Here is a 13,084-nt window from a genome sequence, read left to right as displayed (position 1 = left end):
TATTCATCATATAGCGCAGGTTGGACAGGTCTGACCGTATTGAACAGGACATTTCATGGGGGCGATGTAAAGTGCGCCTTCCATGAGATATCCTTCACGACTTGGGGGGAACATTATGAAGACAGGTACGTATTTCCGTAGAAACTGGCAAATGTACGCATTACTTGTGCTACCAATGGTATACTTCATCATTTTCAAATATGGTCCAATGTATGGGGTGCAGATCGCCTTCAAGGATTTTAACTTCTTCCAAGGAATTGGTGGTAGTGAGTGGATCGGATTCGAGGGGTTTAAGGAAGTGTTTCAAAATCAGGGATTCTACACAGCCCTGCGTAATACAATCGTCCTGAATTTGCTGGACTTGCTTGTCTCCTTTCCAGCACCTCTAATTCTCGCCATCTTGCTCTTTGAATTAAGAGTCGCCTGGTTCAAAAAGATGGCACAGACGTTGCTTTACATTCCACACTTTATTTCCTGGGTCATCATAGGTGGTATCGTATTGCAGGTGTTTGGCACACAATCTGGCTTCATTAACAACATGTTAATGAGCATGGGACTTGATCCGCTTCCGTTTCTATCAGATAAAAACTATTGGATCTTTACGTATCTCGCCGTAGGAGTGTGGCAGAGTGCAGGCTGGGGAACGATTTTGTATCTGGCTTCCCTTACAGGCATTAACCGTGAGCTCTATGAAGCTGCCGAGGTAGACGGAGCCAGCCGTTTGCGCAGAATTTGGCATATCTCTCTGCCAGGCATCAAAACGACTATTGTTACCTTGCTGATTATCAATGTCGGCAACATGATCTCCATTAGCTTTGACCGACCGTTCATCATCGGAAATGTGGCAGTGCGAGAATATTCAGACGTGCTCAGTACGTTTGTGTACCGTTTGGGTCTGCAATCCGGCCAAGTGACACTGGCGACCGCAGTGGGGCTGTTCCAAGCTATCGTTGGACTAATTTTCATCCTTGGTGCTAACTATGCATCTAAAAAATTGACAGATGAGAGCATTATGTAACGGAATCCATGCATCTGCGGCAACACGGTATCCATCTATGATCTGTAAGGAGTGAGTGAGATGTCGGAAAACACGGCGAATCGAATATTCAACACAGTAAATGTAACTCTGATTGTCATTGCGATGGTACTGTGCCTTGCACCATTCATCCATATTATTGCGATCTCGCTTAGCTCGAACCGGGCGATCGGTTCGGGAGAGGTTTCCTTTTTCCCAAAAGAGTTGTCCTGGGAGGCCTATGGTAAGGTGTTCGGTGATGGTTCCATGATTCGTTCTCTGATCTACACGATCTGGCTGACGGTTCTGAGTACGGTGTTAAGTATGGTTATGACCATTATGGCAGCATATCCCCTTGCCAAAAGCAGTCTGAGAGGGCGCAAATGGTTCATGCTGGTCATTGTTGTAACGATGTTTTTTAGCGGTGGCATTATTCCGGAGTATATTTTGATCAAAAATTTGCATCTGCTGGACAGCACTTGGGGATTAATTCTTCCTGGCCTGATCAGCCCGTTTTATATGATTATTCTGATCACCTTTTTCCGCGGCATCCCGGAGAGTCTGGAGGAGGCAGCTGATATTGATGGAAGTACGCAGATTGGAACGTTAATGCGCATCATTTTGCCGTTGTCTCTTCCGGTTATGGCGACACTCAGTCTGTTTTACGCCGTAGGACGCTGGAATGGATTCCAGGATGCGTTAATGTATATTACCAAACCGGAGCTGTATCCCTTACAATTGAAGTTATATCAGATGATTCAGCAAAACCAAATCACTGAACTGATGCAAAATGAAGGCATTGGTGCAGTTCATGTGTTACCGGAAAGCTTGAAAGCAGCTAGTGTAATATTCTCGACGTTGCCAATCCTGCTCGTCTATCCATGGTTGCAGCGATTTTTCATTAGCGGCGTAATGGTAGGTGCTGTGAAAGGTTAACGTCTCAGGAGGTCATAAGCATGACACAACCGATGGTTAAGAAGATGTCCAAGGAGCAGCAACATCTAGTACGTCAGTCCATGGTCATGATGGATCGTTTTTATGACGATGAATTCGCATTGCTTCGCAGTTTTGAAGACGATGCATCAGAGCATGGTACACGAGGAAGTGCGCATTATGCGCTGGGCTTGCTGATTCGTCAGGAGCCCGGCGATGTAGCGCGGGCTGTTCGTGTGCTTCACAACGTGCTCAATTATCAATATGATGCGCCCGAAGAAATCTATCACGGCACCTTTGCGACCCAGACAAATGAAGAGCACCCACCCGCAGGTCATTATGCATGGAAATCATTTGCGCCAGGCACGGCATATTTCCTGGAACGCACCTTTGAGAAGGTGTCTGCGCAGTTTATTCATAATCTGCAGCATGAGAATGATTTATTGAAGGAAGGCACAGACGCCAAACAATTGAGAGAGCTGTTTTACGCCTCTGTGAACGCAGTTTTGCCTCCGGTCTGGATCAGTTATGATCCAAACTGGCGGGAATTTATCGCATGTGTGTGTGCTATAGCGACAGCCGAGTTTGTGGAACTTCTGCCGGATAAGCTTATTCAGCGAATGGATGAAGCGATGGAACGAGCTGTTCAGGGCTCTGTGGAGCGCAGACGGTCAGATGTGATTCCGATGAACACGAACATTGAACTGATGCATATTTTTATTACCCATTATTATGGACATCGGTTCCAGCGGAAGGATTGGATTCAGCATGCGGATGAACAGGCCGAAGGTCTGATACAGGAGTTCGAGCAGTACGGGGGTACGTTTGCTGAGTTTAATACCACGACCTATTACGGGGTGGATCTCGCCGTACTTGGGATGTTTCGAAAGTATGCCATAACGGAGCGCATGACAGAAATTGCTCACCGGATTGAGCATGGATTATGGAACAATATTGCGCTGTATTATAATGCAAATATGGAAAATATATCCGGGCCATTTGCTCGGGCATATGAAATGGAGATGCGGGAACATAGCTCCATCGGTGTCTTTCTCTATCTTTTGTTAGGAGAAGGCTACGAGTATTTGACAGGCATGAACTGTGAATCGGGGCATGATCCGATGATAGCATTATTGGGTGTTGATGTACCTGAAGGAGCTGTACCTTATTTTAAAGCCCATCAAGGAGATCGACTCGTGCAAAAACAGTTTATGGAGCTATGTGAACGCAATGATCCAAAAGCAAACCGCAATCTGTGCACTGCTTCGGCCTGGATTGGTGAGACACGAATGATAGGTGCGATGTCCGGCAGTCGCAATACGAACGGCCAGATGCATCCGGCAACGATTCATTGGCAAACGGAGACAGGAGAGCGGTATTACCTTCGTCTTATTCGGCGTGAAAAGGGTGGAGACTGGAACAGCCATCTTCGGGGTATCACTTTTGAAGCGGAGGTCACGCCAGAAACATTGAATATTGAGGTGCAGCTGGATACAGCGGAGGAAATAGAAGTTTATTTCGAAATCAAAGGACCTAACCTGCATCCACACGATATACAACCAGCGAGCTGGACGCTTCCGGGGCTAACCTGTTCTGTGAAAGCCGAAGCCCCAGCGCCGACAGTGTTAATGTATACGGACTATGCCGAGATTATATATCGCTATGTTCCGGGTGTGACGGAGAACCGGATGAGGTTTGAGCTCGGGATCAGTGAATAGAACAATGATGTGAGACGGTTATCACAGGGTTAGGCGAGAGACTATGAATGGACTTTTTTAGAAGGATATTCGAAGGGACTATTATAAGGTTATTAGAAGGGCTATGGTAGGGTTAAAGGTACGGGGAGGCAGGAGAGAGTACATGTATACAGACAAGAAAGAATACTCATTCTCGACATGTTGGAATATCAAGCGCCATATGACGGGCGAAGACATGATCGAAGAGATTTTGTCGCTTGGCTTCAGACAGGTAGAGTTGAATTATAATGTGACGGATGAGCTTTTGCAGACGATTGAACCGATGATTGAACGTGGGCAAGTGGGTGTATCCAGTGTGCATAACACGTTTCCGCATGTACCCGATCCGGATTATGGAACGGATTCGGTGCTGCTAGGATTCGACGATGAGCCGCGTCGTAGAAAGGCGATTGAACTCTTGCTTCGTTCTGCCGAATATGCTCATCGCTACGGTGCGAAGGCGGTTGTTGTGCACCCTGGGGAAGTGCCGTTTGAGTATAATATTGATGAAGCTCTCAAAAAGATCTATCACGAGCAAGGCAAGGATTCACCAGCCTATCAAGAGTTGTGGCAGGAGATGCTGGAGAAGCGGCAGGCAGGGAGTGAACATTACTTGAAACGCATACAGGAAAGTCTGGAAGAGGTATGTAATCTTTCGGAGCAACGTGGTTACGGTGTGAGTTTTGGAATTGAAACCCGTTCACGCTGTTATCAGATGCCAACGCTGCAGGAAGCAGGATCGATTATTGGTCAGATGAAGGGCGCTCCGCTGGGATTATGGTACGATATCGGCCACGGCATGATGATGGATCGCATGGGATTGTATGACAATGTGCGCGAAGCGAATGCGCTGATTGATCATGTCGTGGGTGTGCACATCCATGAAACGGTAGGGTTGTCCGACCACTGGTGTCCTTATGTTCATAGTCAGGACATGACTTATTTTGATTCATTTCTGGATATCATCGATCGCTCTCCTGTGAAAGTGTATGAACTGAAAGCGGCCTGCACACCTGAGGAGATTGATGAGAGCCATAAACTTATTACAACTCGTATTGCCGAACGTCGGGAGAAAATGAAGCAAGCGAACGAATTGTGATGGAGTAGTGGAATTGGGGAAATACAAGGTACAACGATCGTGAGAAGAGAGAAGATACAGAAACCACAGAAACCACAGAACCCATAGAACCCGCAGAAACCATAGAACGACAGAAACCACAGAAACCACAAAACCACAAAACCACAAAAACCACGAGATGAGGAGATACTCTCTCTTGGTTTTTTTACCGCGTCGAAACTAGAGTGTATCAAGCAGGTTATGGGAAGAGTGGAATGAAAAGAGCGATTGAGCGAGCGGTGATAGAAAACGCCATCGTATCAAATAAGAGAATGCAAAAACGAGTTCTAATCCTCACTTTTAAAGTTCTAACGATCACCAGGAACCTTATTTCCTCCAAAAACGACAAAATAAAATTCTAACGATCACCAGAGAGCTTATTTCGTTGTTTCAGTAACTTTTAGGGTGTATTTGGGCCTTTTTTCGAGAAATAACGTCACCTGAGATCGTTAGAATTTTAAAATGACCCAAAAGGTTAAAATAAGCTCTCTCAGGATCGTTAAAATTGTTGTGGACCTGGACCTGGACCTGGACCTGGACCTGGACCTGGACCTGGACCTGTAGCTATACCTGCATCCAGCCTTCCCGAACCTCACAATCTTCGCATCTCAGAATCCTAGCACCTCAGAATCCTTTCACTCATACATTCGTCGTTCCAATTCAGCAAAAGCAATAGCAGGATCATCACTAGAATTGTCGATATATGCAACAGATTCCACGGGAAGCGGCCAGGCCACTTTTTTTCGATCAAGAGAAGAACGGAACGCATCCCAGTTAGCCAGTTTCCATTCATCTAATGGAGATTGTCTCGCTGTGATTCGTTGGTGATACAACGCTTCGTTCTGCAAGTAAACGTAAGCCACTCGAACGTCTGTGTCATCAAGGGAACGTCCGATGCGTGTGAGTTCCTGCTCAATCCAATCGGGTGTCTCGGTCTCTTTGGTAAAAGGCCCAACCACGAGAGTATCTACACCAAGCTGTACGTTATCCAGGGCGGCATCCATCGTAATTCGATAACCCAGATCACGGCACAGCCGTTTATATTCGGGTGAATCTCGGTCTGATGGATCAAGCCCTTGTAACGTCATGATGGCCTCCGCTGCGGGACGAAGCAAGATGTCCATGTCCAAAAATGCAGCTTTATGTTTACGCGAGAGCGCTTTGGCGAGTGTAGTTTTGCCACTTCCGGCTCCGCCGAGAAAGAAAATGAGTTTACTCTTGCTCATGCGACAATGTCTCCTTTAATACGTGATATCGGACTGTCTAAACATATGGAAATCGTAAAATTTCTTTTCTACTTCAAGGCCAGATAGAGTTATCTTAACATAAATAGATCAAATGGGTGCTGGACTTAAAAGGAATAATAAGTTAATCTAATACCTAGATTAAATATGCATAGATTTCCGATGTATTAAACCATGTATTTAGGAGGGAGAGTTTTGCTTGACGATTAATAAACAAATGATTAAAGGAAGTACAGAAACATTAATTTTAACGTTACTTCATGCACAACCCATGTATGGCTATGAGCTTATTAAGGAACTGCATCGTCAATCGGAGGGCGTGTTTAGCCTCAAAGAAGGTACATTGTATCCTATCTTGCATGCCATGGAAATCGATGGATGGGTTGAGGCTTATTGGGCAGAGGTAGAGGGCAGAAAACGCAAATATTACTCCATTCGAGATCAAGGCATACAGGCATTACAGGAGAAAAAAGCAGAATGGTCCTTATTTCGCCGTGCTGTAGATCGTGTACTCGGTGAAGGAGGTTTAACCTGATGAATCTGAAGGAAGTGATAGAGCAGGGGAAGCAGAAAGAAGAAAAGCAGCAGATTCAGATATATCTGGATCAAATCTGTAGTCAGGTTAAGGCAAGTGAAGTACATAGTGATCTTCGTGAAGAACTTGGGAATCATCTCGAAGAGATGATTTATGACAAGGAGCAGGAAGGATTTACATCGGAGGAAGCTGCCGCATATGCTATTGAACAAATGGGTGATCCGGCTGATCTAGGTAGAAGAATGCACAAAATTCACCGTCACCGGATGCACTGGGGATTATTGACGGGAGTAATAGGGATGGCTATGATTAGCCTGGTTTTGAGCTGGATTTATACGAATAGTTTATTAAGCTTGGGATATGAATACTCATCTGTTCTACTGTATACAAGTATAGGCATGATAGCTATGTTGTTCTTTCTCTTTTTTGACTATAGGAAATGGATTAAATCTGCTTGGTGGGTATACGTTCTAATCAATGTCCTCTTATGGATAACCCCGGTGATAGCAGACTCATATGGCGGCATGAACAGATTCTTTTCATTACCATTTGGTTTCTCAATCGATGTTACTACATCTGCACTTTGGATACTGCCGCTTGCGATCGGGGGGATTATAATTCCTCATTTTCGTTCGGGTGTGAACGTGCGAATGATATTTACCTATATTGGATTAGTAGCTTTGCCTATGGTGCTTATCTATCAAATCTCGGATTGGGTCCGATTATCGTTATTTGGGTGTATATCTTTGCTACTGTTCGGATGGATTACAAGAAAGTGGTTGTATACGCTGATTACTGCCTGTTTTTGCGGAGCGGCTGCAACCTTGTTATTACTTATAACGGATCAATATAGTCGATTCGAAAGGTTATCTATTGTATTTAATCTGGATCAAGATCCAAAGGGTATGGGATTTATGAATAACGCTATTATCGATATCGTCAAAACAGCGGGATGGTGGGGGAATGGTACGAGCATTCCGACAGGTTCAACTTTAAAATATTTTTATCTGAGTTATCCCGGAGTTATGCTTATAGATGTGTTCGGGTGGTCTGCCTGTGCGCTGTTTTTTGTTGGCATCGTGTGGTTTGTAAGTACATTATTTAAAATACTGCCGCGAATACAAGACAAGTTTGGTTCGATCATTGTACTTTCTGTAACGGTTACACTTGCACTTCAACTGAGTTATTCAGCTGCGATCATCACGGGAATGGTGCCCATCATGAGTATTAAATTTCCCGTTATCGGGTATGGTTCCCATGTGATACTTGAATACGCCATGATCGGATTGCTTCTCGGTGTTTATCGCCGGAAGGATACGGTTTCCTTAAGCCTTAATACAACTGTACCCGCAAGGGGCACAGTTTGACTTTACCTGAAAGATGATGGAGAGCTTCCAAGATTCATAATTTTTCTGAGGGGAACCAGATATGCCGCAGATTAACCCATCCCTGACTGTTGAATGACATTCCGCGAACGGTAGGAAGATAAGCAGTTTCTACAGGTTTTTGGGACAAAATGAACATCAGATGTTCATGGATCAGGTACTCTTCAATTTCGGATAGCGCTTGGCTGCGCTCTGTTGCATATGGGGATGCAGCAATGGATTCTAACCTATGTTGAACCAGCTTTTGAGACTGGTGCTCCAGATGCTCAGACAAGGTAGCAAACAAATCATATCTGCGAAGCTCCACATCCCGATCTTGAATGAGAGAGAAAAGAATCAGATCGGATTCAAGCCGCCAATCTCCTTTGAATTGTTCCATGCTTCCTGTGCGTATGGTGCATAGAAAACCGGATTGTTCCAAAGCAAGTGCAAGCCACTCAGCATCCAGCCGATATTGCGGGATGGTCGCAATGTGCAAGGCAATGGGCTCATCATAAGGAGAAGGCCCCAGCGAATGTTCGCAGCTCTCCGGTTTGTATTCCTGATGTAAAGGCCAATTCGGCACCTTCTCTTGTACCTGAACAATACACTGCTTCAAGTAGGCTCGTACACCCGGATCGCTTAACGGTCCGGTTTTTTGTGTGTTACACGTAAGCAATTTGGTAACAGTCACACCTGAACTTGCTTGAGTCCATGCCTCACTTGCTGTTTTCGACGGATTATGTACAAGGTGGAAGAAGGGTGATTCCACGTGTTTGGTTGATTCGAGCTCCTGATTTTCATCCACTTTCTCCACCGAAGTACTCCAAGGAATTTGCAAAATATCCACCCGATCAATGAGAGCTCTTCCCTGAAAGTAGGCTGGATAAGCTTCAAGTCTGCACAAGTGATGATCCCATGCGGTTACTTTAAAAGGCCCCGTTCCTACCGGTTTGGGCATAGACTGTATCAGGTTTGTTGGCGTTATTTCCTTATCTGCATCTGAGATTGGAGTAACAATGACAGCCCGGCTTGTCGTCAAGAAGGACAAAAATAATTCCTGAGGTTTCTTCAAATGGAAGCGCACAGTTAGTGGATTTAACGATTCAACGGAATGCACCTGTTGCATCACCTCACGGTATAACGTACGGCGTTCCGTGGATTGCAGTCGTTCAAATGTATAGACGACATCCGAAGCCGTGAGGGGTTTGCCGTTGTGAAAATAAACCCCTTTTCGCAAATGGAAAATCCATGTTTGTCTATCACCTGATACATCCCACGTATGTGCTAAACAAGCCATAATCTCTCCGTGTTCATCCCGCTGTACAAGCCCATCATACACATGGCTGGTCACAAAAGACTCTGCGAGCAGATTGATATACAACGGATCGAGCGCATGAAGCTGTTGACGAAGGGGTAAACGGAGCGTATCAATCGGCTCATTGTTGGACCCGGATTCCGTGTGGTGTCCAGAATAACCGAGCAGCCACTGATTCAGAACATGTTGCATGGACATTGAATTGGAAAAAGCCCGGACCTGATCAGCAGCTTCTTGTAATTCTCGGCGATTCATCGCCTGCATCATATACTCCGCAGCGATTTGATCGGCTGGTATCAGTAGAGACAGCATCGAACGTCGCCCTCGTCCTCTCTGGGCATGCCAATCAATCCAACCAAGCGCGACCATTTTTTTTACGATGGTTAGTGTGTTGCGGTGGGTGCAATCTAGTAATATAGCGAGGTCGGCAAGAGTAATGGAATGTTCTGATGTATCTCCCAGCTGGCTGTGTAGCAGCAAATATTGCTGATGCAGTTTCAACAAAGCTTCCCCCTCGATGGCATAATCCGATGTGTTATCTAAATATCTAAAATAAGAAGTTATATCAATCAATATTTCTATTTATATTCTCATTTTATCATCTAAAATAAAACGTAGATAGATAAATGGAGGTATTTCCCATGATTAATAAAATAATGTCTTCACCCCATCGTGCGATGATTACGATGCTAACGGCTGTATTGCTTGCAGTTATGCATCAATATTTATTTTATGACCTTGATATCGGGGTGTCGTATCCGATCTTTGTTATCCTGTTTTATAGCTTTATGTACATATTTGCCAGAGATCGAATGAGGGCGTTAACGATTGTTGATGCCTGGATCGCAAGTGTAATTCTTCTGTTATCACTGACATATCTGTTATTTGATAATGTTTTGTTTCAGGTGCTCAACTTCATGGTTATCCCGAGTCTTGTCCTGCTGCATCTTGCGTATGCCATGGGGAGAAAGAAGCGGCAATGGTGGGAGTTACGTTTGATTGGTACAGCGATAGACCATGTACTCCCGCAAACGATTCGTCACTGGGGAACGATCGGTTCCATGATGGTCAGAGCCGGAGGGCGCAAAATGGATAAAACGCAAAAAGTGATCGTATTCAAAGTGCTAATCGGTTTATTGGCTTCAATACCTTTTCTGCTTGTAGTGCTCACCTTATTGTCTTCTGCGGATGGTGTCTTTAATGCCTACTTATCTGGTTTTCCGGAGTGGTTAGATCAACTCGCACTCATGCCGATGCTGCCCCGAATCATTTGGATTATAGTTGCAGCCATCATGTTTTTCGGTTACGTCTGGGGATTTGTGCAGCCGATGCAGTATGAAGCAGAGAGATCAGAGAATGCCCATTGGAAAAGTAGTCCAGATTTATCGGCAGTTCAGCCGCATCAAGGTGCTGAGCAATCTACGGTTAACCCGGGGAAGGAAGGAGAGATTATACCAGCCTTCGCTCCGGTATCTCCTCTTAAGCAGGCAAGGCCTAAGCAAGAAGAGCCATTTAAGCTTGATTCAATTATCACGGCTACAATATTAACAGTCATGAACAGTGTTTACATTTTGTTTGTGCTTGTACAATTTTCATACCTGTTCGGGGCAGGGAAAGGATATTTGCCAGAGGATTTGTCTTACGCCGAGTATGCAAGAAATGGTTTTACAGAGCTTGTGTTGGTCACTGGATTGAACTTTCTCATACTGGTTGTTGTGTTGCAATACACACAGATCAAAGGAAGAATGGGGCTAGTCGTGCAACAGGTGTTACTCCTGATTCTGGTATGTTGCTCTGCAATCATGTTAGGTTCTGCGTTTGTGCGTCTGAATCTGTATGAACAAGCGTATGGATATACGTACATCCGATTCCTTGTTCATGCCTTCATGATCTTTCTGGGGTTACTGTTAATCATCGCTGCGCTACGGATTCGATACACAAAGATACCACTGATTCGCTGTTATATTGTGCTTGGACTGTCGGCGTATACGCTAATGAACTATATGGGGATGGATAACCGAATTGCGGAGCTCAATATCGAACGTTATCACCAGACAGGCAACATCGATACCGCTTATTTGGCAAGTTTATCTGCAGATGCTTTACCGTTACTGAAAGAGTTTGCAAGCAAAGAATTTCCGGAATTAGAGACTCATTTGATGGAGCGTAAACAAGTTCTGGACATGCATGTGAAAGATGCAAGTTGGGTTTCATTTAATTTTGCGAGACATAACGCCTGGGTAGATTTGTCCAAATGAAGAACGGGACAGACCAGAGTTTGGATTTCTCAGCAGTTCATTTATGCAAATGTAATATGTAAGTGCTATAATGTAAAAATAAACGTATGAAGGGGGTGAATCTCTTGTTTGAATTACATGAGCTATTGCCGTATATATTCTCCATTGGTCTGATTTTTACCGTTAGTTACGCCTATATTGCCCATCTTCACTGTGGCATGACGGAGTACTGGATGGAAGGTGGCGCTGGGGACGGAATTGAACCTGTTTTTCCGGCACTTGGCTTGAACTTACAGCGCAGGCCGGAAGACTGGAGCCGCATGGTCAGACGAAAAGAAGCACCGGATGAAGATGAACCAGACTGCTTTACCTTGTTGAGACTTGAATCAAGCAATCAACAAGGAGGATATATATGGAACATAATACAAACAAGAGGTTCACACTTACGTCTGGCAAGGGACGGATCTATGGTCTGATTGCGATTTTATTCGCGGTCATGCTGCTTGCCGGATGCAGTAATAATGTATCGGAGATTAATTCATCGACACCGGGATTTTTTAATCACTATATTGTATTTCCGCTGTCGTACTCAATACAGCACATTGCAACCCTATTTAACGGAAGTTACGGGGTCGCGATTATTGTGATCACGCTGGTCATTCGTTTAGCACTGTTGCCATTGATGATGCGTCAAGCCAAATCCCAGCAGGGAACACGAGTCATTATGAACGCCATGAAACCTGAAATGGATGCGCTCAAGAAAAAATATGAAGGCAAAAATGACCCTGCTGATAAGCAAAAGCTGTCTCAGGAAACAATGGAACTATACAAGAAACATAAGTTCAATCCGTTGAATATTGGTTGCTTACCGATGCTTATTCAGTTGCCAATTCTGTCCGGGATCTACACAGCGATTCGACTTACACCGGAGTTGTCCTCCCATTCGTTCCTTTGGTTTAAACTGGGCGCACCGGATTACGTACTTGCTGTCGTGGTTGCAGTCATTTATCTGATTCAAGCTAAGGTATCGCAAGCCAACATGGCTCCTGAGCAACGTAAACAATTTGCGATTATGGGATATCTATCCCCGTTAATGATGGCATTCTTTTCTCTAACAGCCCCGGCAGCGATGCCGCTCTATTGGACCGTGGGGGGCTCGTTCCTGGTACTACAGACATTATTGTTCCGCAAAATGTACCCGGTAGAACACCCGCAGGAGCCTGTAGTTGTGGAAGTGAGTAAGAAAAAGAATAAAAAATCTACCTCATCCAAGCCTACTCGCAAACCTGCAAAGTCTTAATAAACTTGCTCGCAGTTGGCTGCGGAAACATGGTGACTACAGAAACTTGATGAACACGAAAAACATAATGAAGAAGCCTGATCCATATGGATCAGGCTTTTTTTGTACTATAGGGTATTCCTTTTTTTAGTCTTTTTGCGTAAGCTGATGAACAACATAACGTCCGCTTCCTGTTCCCCAATATCACTTAATGATGATATACTTACCTGATGAAATATGATATTGATAATCAATATCAATTAATGAGTGATATATACATGGGAAAAAGTGAAATGAGGAGTGCGG

General features: G+C 44.6%; 11 protein-coding genes. 9 read left to right on the top strand and 2 right to left on the bottom strand.

Annotated elements, in window-relative coordinates; all coding sequences use genetic code 11:
* The first annotated feature begins 115 nt into the window (after positions 1-115).
* From AB4Z30_RS04620 to AB4Z30_RS04605, 4 genes are all read left to right on the top strand, one after another.
* Positions 116-1,018, top strand: a complete 903-nt coding sequence (locus tag AB4Z30_RS04620; protein ID WP_441923730.1) for an ABC transporter permease — start codon at positions 116-118, stop codon at positions 1,016-1,018.
* Between the two features lie 60 nt (positions 1,019-1,078).
* Complete coding sequence (locus AB4Z30_RS04615) at positions 1,079-1,951, top strand: carbohydrate ABC transporter permease (RefSeq protein ID WP_441923728.1); 873 nt, start codon at positions 1,079-1,081, stop codon at positions 1,949-1,951.
* A gap of 20 nt (positions 1,952-1,971) precedes the next feature.
* Positions 1,972-3,666, top strand: a complete 1,695-nt coding sequence (locus tag AB4Z30_RS04610) for a hypothetical protein (RefSeq protein ID WP_441923726.1) — start codon at positions 1,972-1,974, stop codon at positions 3,664-3,666.
* A 142-nt stretch (positions 3,667-3,808) separates the two neighbouring features.
* On the top strand, positions 3,809-4,783 hold the full coding sequence (locus tag AB4Z30_RS04605; RefSeq protein WP_441923724.1) for a sugar phosphate isomerase/epimerase family protein: 975 nt from the start codon (positions 3,809-3,811) through the stop codon (positions 4,781-4,783).
* Positions 4,784-5,436: 653 nt separating this feature from the next.
* On the opposite strand, the gene AB4Z30_RS04600 is transcribed toward AB4Z30_RS04605, so the two are convergent.
* Positions 5,437-6,027, bottom strand: coding sequence for an AAA family ATPase (locus tag AB4Z30_RS04600; RefSeq protein WP_441923722.1), 591 nt, complete (start codon positions 6,025-6,027; stop codon positions 5,437-5,439).
* A 217-nt stretch (positions 6,028-6,244) separates the two neighbouring features.
* Between AB4Z30_RS04600 and AB4Z30_RS04595 the strand changes: the two genes are divergently transcribed.
* Together AB4Z30_RS04595 and AB4Z30_RS04590 are read left to right on the top strand one after the other, a co-directional pair.
* Complete coding sequence (locus AB4Z30_RS04595; protein WP_441923720.1) at positions 6,245-6,580, top strand: PadR family transcriptional regulator; 336 nt, start codon at positions 6,245-6,247, stop codon at positions 6,578-6,580.
* Positions 6,580-7,947, top strand: coding sequence for an FtsW/RodA/SpoVE family cell cycle protein (locus tag AB4Z30_RS04590; RefSeq protein ID WP_441923718.1), 1,368 nt, complete (start codon positions 6,580-6,582; stop codon positions 7,945-7,947). The genes AB4Z30_RS04595 and AB4Z30_RS04590 overlap by 1 nt, the downstream gene beginning before the upstream one ends.
* Before the next feature lie 34 nt (positions 7,948-7,981).
* Here AB4Z30_RS04590 and AB4Z30_RS04585 read toward each other — a convergent pair whose 3' ends face one another.
* A complete protein-coding gene (locus tag AB4Z30_RS04585) occupies positions 7,982-9,763 on the bottom strand; it encodes an ABC transporter substrate-binding protein (protein ID WP_441923716.1) in 1,782 nt (593 codons plus the stop codon).
* A gap of 140 nt (positions 9,764-9,903) precedes the next feature.
* Here AB4Z30_RS04585 and AB4Z30_RS04580 point away from each other — a divergent pair, with 140 nt between their 5' ends.
* From AB4Z30_RS04580 to yidC, 3 genes are all read left to right on the top strand, one after another.
* Positions 9,904-11,520: a DUF4153 domain-containing protein gene (locus AB4Z30_RS04580; protein WP_441923713.1), complete on the top strand. Its 1,617-nt coding sequence runs from the start codon at positions 9,904-9,906 to the stop codon at positions 11,518-11,520.
* Between the two features lie 104 nt (positions 11,521-11,624).
* Positions 11,625-11,975: a hypothetical protein gene (locus AB4Z30_RS04575; RefSeq protein ID WP_441923711.1), complete on the top strand. Its 351-nt coding sequence runs from the start codon at positions 11,625-11,627 to the stop codon at positions 11,973-11,975.
* Entirely contained in the window at positions 11,912-12,799 is an 888-nt protein-coding gene (gene yidC / locus AB4Z30_RS04570) for a membrane protein insertase YidC (RefSeq protein ID WP_441923709.1), read from the top strand. Before AB4Z30_RS04575 ends, yidC begins: the two co-directional genes overlap by 64 nt.
* Positions 12,800-13,084 lie beyond the last annotated feature (285 nt).

It is taken from the genome of Paenibacillus sp. 2TAF8 (genome assembly GCF_052114825.1).
Classification (GTDB): Bacteria; Bacillota; Bacilli; order Paenibacillales; family Paenibacillaceae; genus Paenibacillus.
Note: the sequence above shows the minus strand (reverse complement) of the source record. Positions and strands in the feature narration are given on the sequence as shown.